Origin of the sequence: Corynebacterium mustelae, from assembly GCF_001020985.1 — a bacterium.
In the GTDB taxonomy this organism is placed as follows: domain Bacteria; phylum Actinomycetota; class Actinomycetes; order Mycobacteriales; family Mycobacteriaceae; genus Corynebacterium; species Corynebacterium mustelae.
The window spans coordinates 2,287,524-2,305,950 of sequence record NZ_CP011542.1 but is presented as its reverse complement, the minus strand read 5'-3'; the positions used below and the strand labels follow the sequence as shown (position 1 = coordinate 2,305,950).

Sequence of the window (18,427 nt, the reverse complement as noted above, 5' to 3'; positions counted from 1 at the left end):
GGCTACTTTCAAAGTCGATAGCGTCATGCGACAGAGAGTAAAAATGGGGTGGCTACAGGCGGTGTGCGCTGGTGAAGAATGCAAGCTCGCACCGCCCTTGGTCAGCGTTTACTGCGGTAGCGGGTCGTTTTGAGTTCTTCGTAGCCAGGTGTATCGCCGGAGGTGTACCTCGCCCAGACTTCGGCGAATAATTCTGGGTACGGAACAAGTGGCGGGCAGGTGGAAAGGACTGGCCTGGTTTTGGTGTCTTTCCACAGCAGATAATGGGGTGCTTTCCACATTTCCAGTGCGGGCCCGTCGTCGCTTTTTGTAAGCCAGCCACCGGGAAGAAAAATCGTTCGTCCAGCTCCGGCACGTTTGGCGCTTATGACGAGATTCTTTCCCAGAAGTTCCTCTGAGGCTTGTTCCAGCTGGTGTTTGCTCCAGTTATTCCATGCTTTAACGTCTTTGTCTGTCGGTTTGGTTAGAGCTAGAAGCTGGAGGAAATACCTGGCCGCATCGTTGCTGATATTGAGGGTTTCTGCTGCATCTGCAACAGTTTCGGGTGCGGCAACGCAGGGGTCTTGTGCGGTGCCACTACACGGTATTCCAGCCTGAAGATGCTTAAGAAGCACGTCAAGGTATCCTTCCCGCACCAGTTTTAATCCGTAGCGCGGTAGTAGCTCAGGCTGGTTTTTAACCGAGTCGTAATCTGCGCCTAACGGTTCATCGGCGTGTGTGATGTCGCCTTCGGCTAAAACCCGGATGCGGTGGGCAAGAGCGTGTGCTTGTTCACTGCCTGGTTGCACTTCGTGTGCAAGGGTGACGTAGACCGGCAATAACTCCGGTGATGCCGAATTATCAGCTGTGACTTCGGACTCGGGTTGGCCGTGAAAGCTGGCACCGATGTATTTGTAGAGCTGGTGTGGAATCCTCTCAAGCATGTCATCGTTGAGGTGAATCCATGGCGCTCCCCACAGTTGTTCCCACATGGCTTGTATCCGGTTGATGTCAGGGCCGTCGGTCAGGAAATGTTCATGCCACCCTATGCCCAAGAAGTCGTCGTCAAGGTAGCCAAGGTTCGATGGAAGCGATTTTTCTAGGGCGGTGATGTGCCGTTTAGATAATCCCAGCATGTCGGAGACGATATTTTCGCTTTCGCGTGCAAAGGGCATCCGGTAGCGGTGGCGGATACCTGCGAAAAAATACGACCAGAACCGTGGTGGCAGCGTGGAAATAGCGGCAGCTTCAGCCGCCTTTTCCGCAATCGTTGCGTAGTCCCACCCCGGTGTCAGTGCAGTTTTCGATTCGTGGCGTCGCTCATGCCAGGAGAGGATATCGTCGAGTGCTTTTGTAAACTCGTCTTTCGGCATAAAAAGCTCGTCATCGAGTCCGTGCGCAGTAAAAGCCTGCTCTGGTTTGATGCTGTAGGTGGGATTCCACAGCTTGGCGTGGAAATTGTAATGGTTAATGACCAAAACGTTGTTATCCCAGTAGCATTCTGGCGAATTTTGGGTGGCTGGCTTGGGAAGGGAAATTTTCCGCCAGGTACCTAACACCCCGTACGTGGCGCACCACGTCAAAAACGCATGGTAAATGCGCACAGTATCTAGTGGCAGTCCAGGTGATGCCAGCCACGATAGCCACCGTTTCTCTTTGGCTACTGTTGCAAGCATGAAGTTGTTAAACCGATGAAACGTAACTTCACCTTGTAGTTGGGGTGCGGCTAGTATCTGTGCAAGCTGTTGCACATGCTCAATCTCGTAAGAATCTCGCCCGTTAATGTCAATACTCGGCGGCTTCGGAATTTCGTTGTTAGATTCTTCAACAGGGGTAACTGTCTGGTACAGATGGGCCAAGAATTGCGGAATGCTATCAAGTGCAGGGAGCTTGATGTTCGCCCCAAATATTTCACTGATATCTGCGATGATTCCGGCGATAGCAGCCGCAAGGGTTTCATCTCCTAACGCGAAATCGAGAATACCAACTGGATTGGCTATCATTTCCGCAGCTTGTTCTACGGTACAAGCGCGCAGCTTTGCGCTTACCTCTTCGTTCCTAGGCCGCAGCTGATGGAAAGCAGCAAACGGTAGATGATTGATGATGTGCGGCATACCGTCAGGGGCAAGCGATGGCGCGATTGGTGCGTCGGTGGCGGCGTCGTAAAGTAAATGCCCATGCCCGCCGAAGTGCCGAGGCGAGCGCATATACCACACGTCGCCCTGGGGTTTTTTGACCGCGAGGAACGGCGCACCGGTGGAATGGAATGTACCTAATGGGCTAACCCAATATCGCCCCAGTGACTTAGTTTCCAGCGAAAATCCAAAGTGTTGCGCATCATCAACCCCAAAAGGTGATTCAAAAGTTGAGACGGTGGCGTCCACCGTGAAGCTTAACGTCAGATCGATCACAGCATCGTGTGTGGCAGCAACCGCTATGGCCTGCGGTATGTCGAGCCCCGCTAAGGTGCCTGCTTTGAATTGTGCTTTAAAATCCTCGTGTGAAATCCTCCCCCCAACGGGTAGCACAGTCAGCGCGGCATCCTGCTTAGTAGCGACGGCATAGACCGGCCCAAAACCCAGCTGCATCCCGGTTGGGGCGCATTTTAACTTTGTCGTGATCGCAGTAGGGCCGATATAAAGCGTATCGTCTATCACCTGCGAATATGAGCCGGTGTATGCATCGATTGAATCATCCGCCATGGTGTGAGCGACTCTATCGCTTAGCCACATCCATTTCTTTTCCTTAAGTGAATGGTCAAAATATATGACAAAAACATCGTTGGTGGTTGGAACCACCAGGGCGTAATCTCCGGCTGGTAACTGATATTCGGTCACATCAGCACCATCAAGCACATATGCTTTCTGGTCATGGGTGATAGCCACCTGCGGGAAATTGGCATGAATAGTAAATTGTTCATCCGCAAGTAGTGGGGCAAGTTCTTCCAACGCTGGCCAGGTGTATTCCACCGCCGTACCCCTACGCAACCGCTCCGCTAATTCCGCTGCGGGACTAAACTTAAGGATTTCATCTACCGCTTCTGGGTTTAATTCGCGCAGTCGAGGATTGCTCACGCACTCTATGTGGTTGTTGATCTCGTCCCATAAAGCTTTGGAACCCGTGGCAGCTTCCCGTGGTTTTCGCAGCGTTTCCAACTTCCACGACACCAACGCCCTGGTTGGCTCACCGCTGAGAATTTCATCGGTGTGGCTGGCAATGAGGGAAAAACTCAAAGCATCGATCAAGTCGGTTTGGATAGCAACATGTGAAACGATATGCGCCAAATTGCGGTAGCGTTCCTGCAACCAGCCTTTAAAAGAAAACATCGGCTGCCACGAGTTTTTCGGTGGTAGGGCAGACCAATTGATCCCGGCGGCAAGAAACGCATCTAAATAATCCAAATGGTAATGCGAGCTGACAGTTCGTAGTGTCATGCCAGCCAGCGCATCGGAATTATCGTCGAGAGCTAACAAAAATTCCGGGTTGGAACGATCGAGAAAATTCGAGTGAGAATTTCCATGCTCAATCAGGGATTCCAACCACTTTGCAAATCGATTCGGATCATCCTGCAACTGCTCCCACAATCCAAGCTTTTGTAGCTGCTGAAGATAGGTGTCAAAATCCCAGTTAACAGGGATTGTGGTCAACAGAATATCGACAAGCTCAGGCTTGGTTTTCTTCAGCTCCGGCACCAAGCTTAAAATTTTGTTCATTAGGGTTTCCGGAGAATGCGGAAAACTCCTCGTGGGTAAATATGCCGCAGCAAATTCCAGATTCACCTCACGCGGGCTTAACCCCACCTGCCTGCCGAGTGCCTGGAGATCTTTAAAAACATGCGTGTAAACCCCCGATCCGGCACGCGCTTGATCGGTGATAAGACTTAAGAAATAGTCGTAGGCTTCTTCAGGGGTGGTGCGGTTGGCCACGTCCCGAGATTCTTCAGAAAGCGTCTTTGCACTGACAACCCCGTAGGAAGCAAATTCTTTAAACGCTTGAGCATGACGAATCGGATCGATTGCAAGTGCATGAACTCGCTCCATTTCGCGAGCTTTACCAAAATACTGCTTGGCGTAGCTGGTGTTGTCGGACACCGCGAAAATCCGGGCGATTTCCTCCAAAAACGTGGGCAAAAACTGCGGCGCCGATGCCTGCAACGTACCCACAAGCGCGTCGATGCGTTCTTTGACTTGGACGGGGTGATTTTTTGCTTTTCGACGCGCCCACTCCACGTCCGCCACTACGTTGAGTGCGTGTTGCGCATTGGCGGGGTCGGTAAAAATCGGCCAGGCGGGAAAACCGACCGCACGTCTGGTGGTAAACCCAACAGGGTTCTGCCCAGTTTTGGACAAGCCCAGTGCATTCAATGCCAAAGTTTCTGCCTCAACCAGTGGCTTCGCCACCAGCCGAACCACCAGATAACCGTCATCTAACCCGGTTTCGTAACGCGCTGCCACCAGCGGGACGTCGTTAAGCTCAGCGTGTGGGCGTATGAAACCAACCGCCATGGACTAGTTCTCCTCAGCGTTTTCCACCTTGCGACCCGCATACAGATATTCACACATACGGATGCCTTCACTCCACGCGATCGGGCCCACGTCCTCTAATTCGACATTCACATCATTGATATTGAATCTCAAAACGCCAAGCTGCGCCTCATCAAACGGGTCATAGGCATCGAGCTCCAACAAAGCGGTAACCATTTGGTTGTTTTCTGCAACATCAACGCTGGCGGAATACAGATTCATGCGGAAACCGCCGCTGCGTCCACGGCTGGTCAAATGTGAAGCCTGTTCAAATTTGCCGTCTTGATACTTGCGCGTCTGCTCACGCAACGACTTAGCATCAGCGGGTTTGAGGTGAATCTCCCGGAACAATTGATCGATACCTTGCTGGGCACCCAATTCGGAAGCAAATTCCCGCCAATCATCAATATCTTCAATAACCGCCGGGTGCGGAATCGAAATCGTTTCCGACTCAAGCGTCACTGACTCACCATCCAAATCCACAATGGCCAAACCAGTCTCCGTCACCCCACGCAGTAGTCCAACCACCGAGCCATCGGTGACCACCAAATTTTCTAAATACTTACGCCAAATCGGATCTGGCCACACCTGCTGCACCGCGATTATTGGAATGCTATTCCCGCCTAGGAACCACCCTCGAACACTGTCAGCGCATTCCTCATCATGCTGCGCCAACACAGTAACCAAGCCGGTCAACTGCTCAAACTCGGGAGTCTTTTTCACCTTCGCAGGGACAGCTTTGAGGGTTTTCCCCTTGGCATTTCGGGCAATGATCTGCCCATCTTCCAATCGGAGAAAATAGTCACCAGCAGGAATCCAACCGTCTACAGAATCAGTCATTGTGCACTTTCAGCTTGCCGTGATTTTCCTGGAAGCCGCCAATGACCAAACCACCGACGAGTTCCACATTACGTGGTTATTTTAGACACGAATCTACAACAAATGTGCCCCAAATACCTCACCTTTGTTATTCGGGCACACCCGACAATTCAACCAGTACAAACACGACGATGGTTGCGGAATTGAGGAACCAAAAGATAGGAATCAAACCATCGGTTTAACCAGCACTAACCATGACATGCAGTGATGTGAGGAATATATGTGGCTTACATTTGGTGCAGGTTTTTTATTCCGCCGACCTTAGGCGACATACGGCTATCGTGCATAAAACTTAAAACAGCGTAAACGGACTTACGCCACTTGCAATAGCAATCGCAAGCAAAACGCGGGACTGTCCGGCACGGAAGTAGGTGGAACCGATTGCACCTTTGGCTGCTAGGGTGGCACCGCCGCCAGCCCCACCGTAGGTGCCAGAAACGTCGCCGCGTGGCACCCGGGTGGTGATAACAACCGGAATGCCGTTGTCTAGCGCATCACCGAGCGCGACCCCGATTTCGGTGCCGACGTTTCCAGAGCCCATCGCTTCAATCACGAGGCCCTGTGCCCCGGCGGCGAGGGCGGCGTCGATAAGCGTGCGGGGCGCGCCGGGGTAGGCGTGGATTATGTCGACTCGGGTGTCGGCGAGTGGGGTGGCGGGAACCAGGTCGGCGCGGGGTGGTTCTTCAGGCGCGTTGGTGGCAAAGGCGAGTTCGTCGGTGGTATGCCATTTGGTTGCACCCCGGGCGGGTAAGACCGCGTGGCCGAAGACGATGAGGACACCGATGTCGCGGGCGGAAGTATCGGAGGCGATCATGACTGCCTCGAAGAGGTTAGTAAAACCGTCGGATTCAGGGTGGTCATGTGGTTTTTGGGAACCGGTGAGCACTATGGGGCGGGAGTCGGCGTGGAAGGTATCGAGTGCGATGGCGGTTTCTTCCATTGAATCGGTGCCGTGGGTGACCACAACGCCGGTGACAGCAGGGTCTTTAAGTGCGCTGTGGCAGGCCGCGACGATCTCGTCGATGTCCGCAAACGTCATGGCAGCAGAATCAAGGCGAGTTAATTCCCTAACTTCTATGTTGAGGTTTCCGGCGAATCGTTCAGCGACAGGTGCCACCAGTGTTGCACCATCGACGGTAGGGATGAGTGCGCCATTTTGGTCGGTGGTGCACGATATGGTGCCGCCGGTGGTGAGTACTACTACTTTGGGGAGGGCTTGGGTGGTGGTCATGGGTATAAAGAGTGCCATATTTTTGATTTGGGGGTGGGGTATCGGCAACGGCATTAATTTTATTATCAGGTTTGCTGTTTGTTGGTGGGTTGGGTCGCATTGTGCTTGTCGACGCCTAACGTCGCGTTGTGCTGCGGTTTTATTGGGGGCCCGTCGTGATCTGTGGCCTAGGTGCGGTGATAGGAATTGTGTTATTGTGGGCACGTTTATGTCGAGGTTTATGCGAAATTTAGTTTTAGGCGTTACCATTTCGTAGTAAAAGATTGATGCCCATCCCACCGCATCGCCTTATAGGTCACATGAGTCCTGTATGAAAGTGTGGTGCATTTTTGTTGCGCTTGGTTAAAAGAATGTGCCGAGTGTATGCAGAACTTTATAAGGAGTTTTCTGTGAAGGTTTCCAAACTATTTGTTGCAACCGTGTCTGCGGTGACTGTGTGGGGGTTGGCCGCGTGTTCCAGTGATGAATCGGCAACATCTGGTGCGGGCAGCTCCAGCGTGGAGAGCACCGCTTCGGCGACGGCGCCCTTGGCTTTGCCAACAGCGGAAGAGTTGAATGCTATTTTGGCATTGGCTTCCGATCCTAATGCCCCAATCGAGCAGCGTACCCAGACGGTGCAAAACGGTGAGGCAGCTCCGGAATTGTTTGAAACCATGGCTCGGTCGAAGCAGGAATCCGGTGCGGATTTCCAGGTGGTTCAGCCGATTCTTCCGGGCTATACCCCAGATTCAGTTTTGGCGACGGTGAATTTTACGCTGCCGGATCGAGAGGCACAGCCTGCGGAGAATGTTGAGTTCGTTTTTGAAAATGGCGTGTGGAAGTTGTCCCAGTCGTGGGCATGCACGCTGATTACCAATACCGTTGAGCCAGAGCAGGTGCCGCCAATGTGCCATGCGAATGCCGGAGTGCCGGAGGAAGCTCCTGCGGAACCGCCAGCCGGGGAGCCTGTGCCTCCTGTGGATGTGCCACCGGTTGATGCACCTCCTGCGGAGCAACCACCTGCAAACTAAGCCGTCTGAAATTTTTGGGCTGACCTTAACCCGCCGCAAGCTGGTGAATATATCGGTTTGCGGCGGTTTTGTTATACCTAGGGGTTCGTGGTGACCACAGGTTGTGTGGTTAATGAGTGTGGAAGCTGGTTGTATTTTTCAATCAATACGAGGTCATTTATTGGGTATAACTGTGGACGACATCTAGCCACTATGAATATATCTTCATCCATGTGGTCACATCTGATACTTGCTAGATGTCGTCATGCAAACTTTCTAATATGTCTTGCCGAGTCTAAAGGCTGAAGGGGATGCGAACGAAAACCATTCAAGGTTCGCACTCGCCATAGCCGCCGTTATTCTTGTGATTCCCGGTTTCAGGTGGGTGATGGTTCCCGGTGGGCTAGACTGTTCGCCATGCGTAGACTAAAAACCCCTCTTGTTGTCGCCGTTGCCGCGTTATCGCTTGGAGTAACAGCCTGTTCTTCGGAGAAATCCACTGACACTACTGCTGCCGACTCCGTGGCGGACACCTGTGGCATCACGGCTGAAGGCGCCACAGGTGATCTTTTGGTTCCAGATACACTTGCTCAAGGCACGGTGGATGTGACGTTTTCGACCAATTCCGGCGACATTCCAGTGACCTTGGATGCGGACAAAGCACCATGTACCACCAGCATCATTGCGCATCTAGCGGAAAATGGTTATTACGACAACACGACCTGTCACCGGATAACCACCCAGGGAATCTATGTGTTGCAGTGCGGTGATCCTACTGGAACCGGAACCGGCGGCCCCGGCTTTAGATTTGCCGATGAGTATCCGGTAACCGAGGCGGAATCGGCCGGAACCAACTTGTATAAAGCAGGCACCATCGCAATGGCGAATGCTGGCCCTGACACCAACGGTTCCCAGTTTTTCTTGAATTACCAAGATTCACAGCTGCCGCCAGCGTATACCTTGTTCGGGACGATCAAACCTGAAGGTATGGAAACGTTGAAAACAATCACCGATCGTGGCGCCCAGGGTGGGCTTTTCGACGGCCCACCCGCTGAACCTGTGACTATTGATTCGGCGACGGTGAAGCGTTAACCGCTCTTAAATGCCACCGCAGTAGCGGTATCTTGTACCACCCGAACGTGCGCGTTTTCCTCTCCGTAGACCACCCGGGTGGTCATTTTTATTTCGCCGGAGCGAGGCAGCGGCTGGGTGAGATTGAGCTCCAACGTGCCAGCGCTTGTGGTGGTGGCGGATAGGACCTTTAGTTCATCATCGGTTTCCTCCGACTGCAGTGCCCCAAGCGCTGGTCGGCGTTGAACGTCAACATCCAAGGTGACTATGGTGCCCTCCTTGGTTTCTTCTAGCTTGGACAAGGTGTAATTGATGGTTTGCAGCATCGTGGCTTGGCCAGTGATCCGGGATTCGACGGTCCATGTGGCGCCAGCCCCGATCTTCTCGGCTGGAAAAATTACTGGTATTCCCACCAGCGCGCTGAGATACTGTTCGGTGATAGCCCGCGCTTGGTCGCTAGCGTTTACCGGTGCGGTGAAATTCACCGATGAGACTTGGCCTTGGTTATTGGCGAACCACCCAAGCGCGAACCCCCGGGCGGTGTCAATATCGGTTACTTTTTGTGCAATGTCACCAGAAAGCGTGGGGGTATCAAGCTCTAAGAACACGCTTCGACTGGAAGCATCGCTGTTTTCCGCAGCTAAAGTGTGGGCGGTTACTGCCGCGCTGAAAGTATTGCTGGGTTCCGCAGCCTGGTCTGCTTCTTCTATAACCTTATCCGCAGTAGTAATGCTCTGGTTGAATCCATCTTTGATGCTAAGCGAGAGTTTCTGCTTGGTGCGGTCAATATCGGCAAACTCTATGATTTGCAATTCACCAGTACCGGGGTCTTTCAACGTTACTCGTGGGGTTTCAAGTTGCACCCCTACGGGTTGTTCCACCGCGACTTTCGGGGTGGTGTCGGTTTCTGTGCATGCGGTGGTTAACAACACACTGACGGCCGCGATGCACACAAGGAGTGCACGTGGTGCCGTGCGGCGTCGAAAAGCATGCGGCGTGGTAGCAGAACCGGTTGCAGATAACCTGCGGTCAGCGTAGGCGAGAAAATCAGTCACCCTCACTACTGTAGCGAGGTTATTTACCACTGAGGTGGCGCAGACTGGTGTGTATTTGAAAAGATAGACGGGTGGTTAATACAGACAGGAGAACTACCCGATCATTTGTTGCGTTTATGTTGATCGTCATCGTGTCGGTGGCGGTAATCGATCAGGCAACCAAAATTCTAATGTTGCGGCTGCTTTCGAACGGCCACATCATCTACGTGATCGGGGATTGGTTTAGGTTCCGTCTGTTATTTAATCCCGGCGCGGCGTTTTCCATCGGCTCCGGTTCTACCTGGCTGTTTACGTGCTTTCAAATCGCATTTTTATTGGGTGTGATCATTTATTCGCGCAAGGTGGAAGACCGATGGTCCGCACTCGGGTTGGCGCTTATTGGTGGTGGGGCATTAGGTAACCTCATTGACCGATTATTCAGAGAGCCAGCTTTTTTCTTAGGGCATGTGGTGGATTTTATTTCCATCGGCAATTTCGCGGTGTTTAACATTGCCGACTCTGCCATAACGGTCGGGGTGGTGTTATTTATCGCTGCGATGTTTATTGCAGAACGCCGTCAATCACGGCTCGTCAACTCCGGTGGGGAGGGGGAGAAATGACCCGTGAATTTAGATCCCTACCAGTGCCCGAAGGCTTGGCAGGCATGCGGGTGGATCAAGCTCTATCGAAATTACTGGGGTTATCACGCACGGTTGCGGCCGATCTTGCCGCAGCAGGCGATGTGACCGTCGACGGCAAGCAGGTGGCGAAGTCGGACAAGCTTAACGACGGCTCCTGGTTGGAGGTGTTGCTTCCCGAACCGCAAAAGCCGTTGCTACCGAAAGAAGAACTCGTCGAAGGAATGGATATTTTGTATTCCGACGACGATGTGATCGCGGTTAATAAACCTGTCGGGGTGGCCGCCCACCCCACTGTTGGTTGGGAAGGCCCAACGGTTGTCGGCGGCTTAGCCGCAGCTGGGTTCCGCATTTCCACATCCGGCCCACCTGAACGAAACGGCATCGTCCAACGCCTGGATGTTGGTACGAGTGGAGTTATGGTGGTGGCGGCTTCCGAGCGCGGATATTCGGTACTCAAACGCGCCTTTAAAGAACGCACCGTTTCCAAAACCTACCATGCGCTGGTGCAGGGGCACATGGATCCGTTGACGGGAACCATCGAAGCGCCGATCGGCAGGCATCCATCCTCTGGTTGGAAGTTTGCCGTGACCAGTGATGGCAAACATGCGGTAACACACTATGAAACTTTGGAAGCATTCGCCGAAGCCTCACTGTTAGAAATCCACTTAGAAACCGGCCGGACTCACCAAATCCGGGTACATATGGCGGCACTTCACCACCCATGCTGCGGTGACCCAATGTATGGCTCCGACCCGAACCTGGCCAAACGCTTAGGACTCATCCGCCAGTGGTTACATGCGGTGACACTTGGGTTTTATCACCCAGCAGACGGAAGATGGATGGAGATCACCTCACCATATCCGCCAGACCTGCAACATGCCCTCGATGTGTTACGTGCAGATAACCAATAACTTCGCTGATTTCGTCTCCTTAAAAACCAACAGTCCCAGCAGAATTCCTGCCTCAACCAACCCCACTTCACCTATAGTGAGCTAGTGCGCCGCCATGTCTGTAAACCGGGGCATTGTGCGAAACCGCGAGGAAGTTACCACCATCAGCAACGAGACTGCGAAGACCACAGCGCAGACCCATACACCCGGAAGCGCCCCGTAGCTGTCAAAGAGAAAACCACCAACAATTGCCCCGACAGGCATAAGTGCCATCCCCGGAACCCCGGTCGCGGCAGCAACCCGTCCTTCGTTTTCATCGGTACAACTAAAGGCCATATATGCGCTGCAACCAGAGTTAAAGAGCGGGAGAAAGAAAAACATACCCACAAGCACCACACAGGTCAACGGTAGGGAACCTAACGTTGCCGGAAGGACTATAGAGCCAATGGTCAGCCCAGCACACGCCACAACGCCAGCGGCGAAAAACGTAAACCGCGCAGAAAAACGTTCAGCGAACCACGCACCACTAATCATGGCGATGCCCATCGTCGCCGACAGAATACCAAGTTTCCAGGATTTCGCACCCACTGTGGCGAAATGCACCAGCAGTGTCATAGGCAAAAGCGCCATGGCGAAATTCGCAAAACCGGAAATCAATGCTATCGCTCGTAGGCCGCTGTCGCTGAACACATAGGAAAACCCCTCCGTTACCTCCCTGGCGAAGCTTGTAACGGCTCCGCCTGCGCCAGCCTGCGGTTTTGTATCAGTTTCTCTTCTGGTTGATGATGGAACCAACATGGCTGCAAGCAGGCTGAAGATAATTTGGGTGATAAGGGGTACCGCGTGGCCAATGGTTGCCAAGACACCGGCGATGGGGTTACTCGATACCGATGCGAAAGATTCCCGCCCTTGGGCAATGGCGGCGGCTTTGTGAAAGTGCTCCTTAGCCACAATCTGCCGGGTCAACGCGAACTCAGCTGGGGCATCAAGACCAGATGCCAAACCGCCGATGATTGATCCCGCAACCACCAATGTGGTGAAGAAAACAGGGTGGTCATGGTGCAACGCACCCGCTAGGACGATCGCCCACCCTAATGCCTGCACGACAGCTGACCAGAAAAGAGCGCGGTCTGCACGCACCCGGTCGACAACAGCACCAGAGATAATCTGACTGAGAATCAAACAAGCAGTGTAGACTCCCGCGCTGATGCCAACCAGAGCAGCCTGCCCGGTGATAGCAACAAGGAGCACCGTTACCGAGATCGTGGCCATTGACTGCGAGAATTCATTGGATACTCGCGCTGCCACAAGACGTCGAAAAGCGACAGACTTCAGCGAGCCGTCATATTCTTTGTTGGTCATGAATGCAGTCCTTAGGAAAGTCGAAGTGGCGCTTGCTTAACAACGGTAGAAAAGTTTCAGACGCACAACCTGCCAAACGGTTAGCTCTGATAGCAATCCCAATTCAGGCGTACTTTATGTTGTTATGCGACCACCGTGGGGCTTTAGTTTTGTTGCAATCGTTCATGGTGCAGGTTGTTAACGAAATCTCGCGAGCTGGTGTCAAACCTCCCATCACTGCTTTTAAGGTAAGCGATTTTGCTAATGTAGCATTTTTGCACTGCTCTATGGGGTAGATTGCACCTTTTAGAAGGGAGCAATAAGCAATGAAAAGGCGTTACGGATTACTACGTTAGGGTGGGGGAATGCAGCTTATCTTGTGTCTTACACCACAATGACTGGTGTTTTTTGCCAGTCGGAATACCATACAGGGAATGACTAAGAATCTTTCTAATCAAGACCGCATTATTCGTGTTGTGGCATCGCTTCTAATAGGCTTCGGTGGCATGCTTGCTAGCAACGCAATTTTCGCCATCATCATGTGGATTTTGTCGGTTATCCTTCTGGTCACCGCGATCATCGGATTCTGCCCAATCTATAAGGCTTTGGGTAAATCCACCTGCGACATCGATCCGAATAACACCACCAACCCATAATTTTCTCGTTTCCGCGCAGCTTTTAAAAAAGCGAGCCGTAGACGTTACGGGCTTAAACGCTAAAGCTGCGCGGTTGTGCTTTTCTCGTCGGCTCCTGCACTCTAATACATTGTGGACACAATCGACCGGTGGCGACTAGCAATCGCCGGATTCTCCTGCGCCATATTACTAGCAGCGGTAGCGGTGCTATCTGGAAGTGACCGGGTAGCCAAACCCATGCTGATTAATGGCGATAGCCTTGGTCAAGAAACATCTGAAAGTTTCGACACATACGTAAACCGTGCAGCACAATCGATTGATATGGCGCGCGCCGACGGCGACTATGTCGGCTATGGTTTAGTAACTTTTACCCAACCACAATCAGCGCAGTCTGTTGGCACCGTGGTGGAAAACATTACCCGAGTTAACGCCATCCAGGTTGCAGGTAGCCCGGTAGTAGGAATCCCAGAGCCGGTGAAATCCACCCGGGGCGACTATATCGCCCACCAATTAAAAATCCACGACCTGCCCATAAACGAAATCACGGGGGTAGTGGTCTATGACCGAGTGTCAGTGCTGGCCATGCTTATCGACGCCCCGGAGGTGGCGGCGGTGGAGGTTCTTCCCCCAGATGCGGCATGGAATCGGTTCTCGGTTCGTCCGGTTCACTACTAGCCGATGCCTTATTGGCAGGACGCGGAACACGACGATGGCGGTATGTATCGAAAAGGAAAAGAATAACCGCCACCCAAATGATGCCAAATGCCACCCAGCGGATGGGCTCAATATGCTCACGTGTGACAAATACCGCCCACAACATCTGCATCGTAGGTGTTATGTACTGCAACATTCCAATTGTTGATAACGGCACTTGCTTGGCTGCCATTCCAAAAAGCAATAACGGAACTGCAGTGACCAACCCAGCCGATATAAGTAGCGTGCTATGCCCACAACCGAAACCCGTAAAAGTTCCTGTACCGGTAGCTTCAATAACCACGATGTATCCGATTGCCACCGGGGCTAACACCAAGGTTTCCGCAGCCAAAGACGTGCTAGCTGGCAGCGGAATCCGTTTTTTCACCAGCCCATAGAATCCAAAGGAAAACGCAAGCACCAATGCAACAATCGGTGGTTGCCCCGCAAGAAGCGTCAGAATCGCCACAGCGGTCGCCGCGATAGCAATACTGGCCACCTGAGCAGGACGAAGCCGCTCATGCAAAAACATAATGCCGAGAAGCACATTCACCAGTGGATTGATGAAATAACCCAACGCGGCGTCGGCGACATGGCTGGAATTCACCGCAATCACGTAGACCAACCAATTCACCGCAATCAACCCACCGGCCGCCGCAATATGCAGCCATAGCGACAGCGACGCATGGCGCAACTGGCGAAAACCACCAGTGACAAAAACCACCCCAGCCATAATCACCGCAGTCCACGTAATGCGATGCGCGATAATTTCCACCGGGGAAGCAGGCTCTAATAGCGGGAAAAATGCCGGAAACAGCCCCCACAACAAATAAGCCGCCAACGCAAAAACCATAGGCAACATCGTACTGTCCGCCACCTATCGGCGTCGAAAAGCACCCACAGACACACCGTGACCGGTCATGCGTGACGTCTGCTTGACAGGATCACTAGACTAACCCCATGGCCAAAAAATCCTCCTTCGTTCATCTCCACAACCACACTGAATACTCCATGCTGGACGGGATGGCGAAAGTTGATCTCCTAGCCGAAGAAGTAAAACGTCAAGGTATGCCCGCAGTGGGCATGACCGACCATGGCAACATGTTTGGATCCGACGCTTTTTACCACGCCATCACCAAAGCTGGCATCAAACCGATTATCGGAATCGAAGCCTATCTCGCGCCGGGCTCGCGTTTCGATATGAAACGGCAACGGTGGGGCGATGAATCCCAAAAATCCGACGACGTCTCCGCATCCGGTGCCTACCTGCACCAAACGATGATCGCCGAAACCACCGAAGGTCTGCACAATCTTTTCTACCTTTCATCGATGGCCTCTTATGAGGGCCAACTTGGTAAATGGCCCCGCATGGATGCCGAGCTAATCGCCGAACACGCCACTGGGATCATCGCCACAACCGGATGCCCCTCAGGTGACGTGCAAACCCGGCTTAGGCTTGGGCAATTCGACAAAGCACTCGAAGCCGCCGCGATGTGGCAAGACATCTACGGCAAAGACAACTACTTTCTCGAACTCATGGATCACGGGCTCGATATCGAAAACCGGGTGCGCAGCGAACTGTTAGAAATCGGCCGGAAACTCGGGTTGCCGCCACTTGTAACCAACGACTGCCACTATGTCCTGGAATCCCAAGCACACGCCCACGAGGTGATGTTGTGCGTGCAAACCGGTAAAACCATGAGCGACCCAGATCGCTTCAAATTCGACGGAACCGGCTACTACGTCAAATCTGCGGAACAAATGCGCGAGATCTGGGACCACCTGGTGCCAGACGCATGCGACAACACCCTATGGATTGCAGAGCGCGTCCAAGACTATTCTTCTGTGTGGGCAGAACACCCCCACGACCGCATGCCAATTGCCGACGTGCCCGAAGGCCACACACCAACCACGTGGCTGCGACACCAGGTTATGGAGGGCCTCCAAGAACGGTTCCCCGGCAAAGAAGTGCCGCGGGAATACATCGAACGCGCGAATTTTGAAATCGACGTGATCGATATGAAAGGCTACCCGTCTTACTTCCTCATCGTTGCCGAGTTGATTAAACACGCCCGCAGCATTGGCATTCGGGTCGGGCCCGGCCGTGGTTCCGCTGCAGGTGCGCTTGTGGCTTATGCGCTTACCATCACCAATATCGACCCGATGGAACACGGCCTGCTGTTCGAGAGGTTCCTTAATCCCGAACGTCCCTCCGCCCCCGATATCGATATCGACTTTGACGATCGCCGCCGTGGTGAAATGATTCGCTATGCCACGGAACGGTGGGGTGAGGACAAAATCGCTCAGGTTATTACCTTCGGTACGGTGAAAACCAAACAAGCGTTGAAAGACTCTGCGCGTGCACTCTATGGTCAGCCGGGCTACCAAATCGCCGACCGCATTACCAAGGTGTTGCCGCCGCCGATTATGGCCAAGGACATTCCGCTGGCGGGCATCATGGATCCAGAACACGAGCGTTATACCGAGGCTGGTGAGGTCCGACAACTCATTGAAACTGACCCAGACGTTAAACAAATTTATGAGACTGCCCGGGGGCTTGAAGGCGTGGTCCGCCAAGCCGGTGTGCACGCCTGCGCCGTGATTATGGCCTCGGTGCCGCTGCTTGACTGCATCCCGATGTGGAAACGCCCCGCAGACGGCGCCCTGATTACCGGTTGGCCCTATCCTGCCTGTGAGGCTATTGGTCTTTTGAAGATGGACTTCCTGGGGTTGCGTAACCTCACGGTCATCGGCGATGCCTTGGAGAACATCAAGATTAACCGGGATGAGGATATCGATCTGGAGAACCTCACCACCGATAACAAGGCGGTCTACGAGCTGCTATCACGGGGCGAGACCCTCGGCGTGTTCCAGCTGGACTCTGGTGGCATGCAGGAATTGCTGAAACGAATGCAACCAACCGGCTTCAATGACATCGTTGCTTCCTTGGCACTGTACCGGCCAGGCCCGATGGGTGTGGGCGCCCATTTGGATTACGCGGACCGCAAAAACGGGCGCAAACCGATCACGCCTATCCACCCGGAATTGGAAGAAGACCTCAAGGAAATCCTTGATGAAACCTATGGTTTGATCGTCTACCAAGAGCAGATCATGGCTATTTCTCGTAAGGTGGCTAATTACACCGCTGGTGAAGCTGATGGTTTCCGTAAAGCGATGGGTAAGAAAAAGCCTGAAGTGTTGGCTGCGGAATACGAAAAATTCTCCGCTGGAATGTTCAAAAACGGATTCAGCAAAGAAGCGGTCGACGCACTGTGGGGAACCATCGAACCGTTCGCTTCTTATGCGTTTAATAAGTCGCATGCTGCAGGCTACGGCTTGGTGTCTTATTGGACCGCCTACCTGAAAGCGAATTACGCCGCTGAATATATGGCAGCGCTGCTGACGTCGGTATCGGATAAAAAGGACAAATCTGCGATCTACTTGGCGGACTGCCGTCATCAAGGAATTGCTGTGTTGTCGCCGGACGTGAACGAATCCGCATATAACTTCCTGCCAGTCGGAACCGATATCCGCTTCGGTCTAGGGGCAGTGCGTAACGTTGGTGAAGACGTGGTGGCGTCGATCGTGAAAGAACGAAACGCAAAAGGTTTATATAAGGATTTCTCCGACTACCTAGACAAAATCGACCTGACTGCCTGCAATAAACGGGTCACGGAATCCCTGATTAAGGCCGGTGCGTTTGACTCCATGGGGCATTCCCGCAAAGGTCTGATGATGGTGTTCGAAGATGCGGTAGACGCTGCCATCGGCCCGAAGAAAGCTATGGACAAAGGCCAGTTTGACCTGTTTGCCGGGTTTGGTGGGGAGGATGAATCTGCCCAGAATGTCTTTACCGTCACGGTTCCGGACGATCAGTGGGATAAAAAACACCAGTTGGCGCTGGAACGAGAAATGCTGGGACTGTATGTTTCCGGCCACCCACTGGATGGATTTGAAGAAGCGCTTGACGCCCAGATTGACACCCCGTTGTCGTTGATTGCTTCCGGGGAATTAAAAAACGGCGCGGAGGTGCAAATCGGCGGCATTATTTCCGTGGTTGATCGCCGGGTATCGAAGAAAGATGGCTCGCCGTGGGCGATTGTCACCATTGAAGATCAGCACGGTGTTCAGGTGGAACTGTTGGTCTTTAACAAGGTGTATGCGATAGTTGGGCCACAGATTGTTGAGGACAATATTATTCTGGCTAAAGCCCATATCTCCATACGTGATGACCGATTCGGCGTGTTCTGCGATGATATGAAGGTTCCGGAATTAGGCCCCGGTAATGGTGCCGGATTGCCGTTACGCCTAACAATGCGCACTGACCAGTGCACGATGGCCAACATTGCCAAGCTGAAAGGGGTGCTGCAAGCCAATAGCGGTGACTCCGACGTGTACCTGAATTTGGTCTGCGGCGAGGAATCCAAGGTGGTTATCTTAGGAGAACATCTAAGGGTAAGCCGCTCGGCAAGCCTCATGGGTGACCTGAAAGCTACCATGGGACCGGGGATTTTGGGTTAG

General features: G+C 53.0%; 13 protein-coding genes. 7 read left to right on the top strand and 6 right to left on the bottom strand.

Going from position 1 to position 18,427, the window contains the following annotated elements; genetic code table 11:
* Positions 1-101: 101 nt before the first annotated feature.
* The 3 genes from CMUST_RS10350 to CMUST_RS10340 all read right to left on the bottom strand — a co-directional run bounded on the left by CMUST_RS10350 (position 102) and on the right by CMUST_RS10340 (position 6,612).
* Complete coding sequence (locus tag CMUST_RS10350) at positions 102-4,484, bottom strand: hypothetical protein (RefSeq protein WP_047262453.1); 4,383 nt, start codon at positions 4,482-4,484, stop codon at positions 102-104.
* A gap of 3 nt (positions 4,485-4,487) precedes the next feature.
* Positions 4,488-5,342 carry a DUF4132 domain-containing protein gene (locus CMUST_RS10345; protein ID WP_047262452.1) on the bottom strand — a complete coding sequence of 285 codons (855 nt, stop codon included), beginning with the start codon at positions 5,340-5,342 and terminating at the stop codon, positions 4,488-4,490.
* A 331-nt stretch (positions 5,343-5,673) separates the two neighbouring features.
* Complete coding sequence (locus CMUST_RS10340) at positions 5,674-6,612, bottom strand: asparaginase (protein WP_047262451.1); 939 nt, start codon at positions 6,610-6,612, stop codon at positions 5,674-5,676.
* A 389-nt stretch (positions 6,613-7,001) separates the two neighbouring features.
* Here CMUST_RS10340 and CMUST_RS10335 point away from each other — a divergent pair, with 389 nt between their 5' ends.
* Together CMUST_RS10335 and CMUST_RS10330 are read left to right on the top strand one after the other, a co-directional pair.
* Positions 7,002-7,622: a hypothetical protein gene (locus tag CMUST_RS10335; protein WP_047263567.1), complete on the top strand. Its 621-nt coding sequence runs from the start codon at positions 7,002-7,004 to the stop codon at positions 7,620-7,622.
* 396 nt (positions 7,623-8,018) lie between these two features.
* Positions 8,019-8,693, top strand: a complete 675-nt coding sequence (locus CMUST_RS10330) for a peptidylprolyl isomerase (RefSeq protein WP_052844670.1) — start codon at positions 8,019-8,021, stop codon at positions 8,691-8,693.
* Here the strand turns inward: CMUST_RS10330 and CMUST_RS10325 are convergent.
* Complete coding sequence (locus tag CMUST_RS10325) at positions 8,690-9,727, bottom strand: hypothetical protein (RefSeq protein ID WP_052844667.1); 1,038 nt, start codon at positions 9,725-9,727, stop codon at positions 8,690-8,692. The genes CMUST_RS10330 and CMUST_RS10325 overlap by 4 nt on opposite strands.
* A gap of 116 nt (positions 9,728-9,843) precedes the next feature.
* Here CMUST_RS10325 and lspA point away from each other — a divergent pair, with 116 nt between their 5' ends.
* Together lspA and CMUST_RS10315 are read left to right on the top strand one after the other, a co-directional pair.
* Positions 9,844-10,326 (top strand): signal peptidase II, encoded by a 483-nt coding sequence (gene lspA / locus CMUST_RS10320; RefSeq protein WP_047262450.1) that lies wholly within the window; start codon positions 9,844-9,846, stop codon positions 10,324-10,326.
* Positions 10,323-11,258, top strand: coding sequence for an RluA family pseudouridine synthase (locus CMUST_RS10315; protein ID WP_047262449.1), 936 nt, complete (start codon positions 10,323-10,325; stop codon positions 11,256-11,258). The genes lspA and CMUST_RS10315 overlap by 4 nt, the downstream gene beginning before the upstream one ends.
* Positions 11,259-11,339: 81 nt before the next feature.
* On the opposite strand, the gene CMUST_RS10310 is transcribed toward CMUST_RS10315, so the two are convergent.
* Complete coding sequence (locus tag CMUST_RS10310; protein WP_047262448.1) at positions 11,340-12,599, bottom strand: MFS transporter; 1,260 nt, start codon at positions 12,597-12,599, stop codon at positions 11,340-11,342.
* A gap of 413 nt (positions 12,600-13,012) precedes the next feature.
* On the opposite strand from CMUST_RS10310, the gene CMUST_RS10300 reads away from it, so the two are divergent.
* Together CMUST_RS10300 and CMUST_RS16370 are read left to right on the top strand one after the other, a co-directional pair.
* Positions 13,013-13,234 carry a YgaP family membrane protein gene (locus CMUST_RS10300; RefSeq protein ID WP_047262446.1) on the top strand — a complete coding sequence of 74 codons (222 nt, stop codon included), beginning with the start codon at positions 13,013-13,015 and terminating at the stop codon, positions 13,232-13,234.
* Positions 13,235-13,345: 111 nt separating this feature from the next.
* Positions 13,346-13,888: a hypothetical protein gene (locus CMUST_RS16370; RefSeq protein ID WP_083987527.1), complete on the top strand. Its 543-nt coding sequence runs from the start codon at positions 13,346-13,348 to the stop codon at positions 13,886-13,888.
* Here CMUST_RS16370 and rarD read toward each other — a convergent pair.
* On the bottom strand, positions 13,800-14,759 hold the full coding sequence (gene rarD, locus CMUST_RS10295; RefSeq protein WP_083987739.1) for an EamA family transporter RarD: 960 nt from the start codon (positions 14,757-14,759) through the stop codon (positions 13,800-13,802). The genes CMUST_RS16370 and rarD overlap by 89 nt on opposite strands.
* A 107-nt stretch (positions 14,760-14,866) precedes the next feature.
* Here rarD and dnaE point away from each other — a divergent pair, with 107 nt between their 5' ends.
* Positions 14,867-18,427, top strand: coding sequence for a DNA polymerase III subunit alpha (dnaE, locus tag CMUST_RS10290; protein WP_047262445.1), 3,561 nt, complete (start codon positions 14,867-14,869; stop codon positions 18,425-18,427).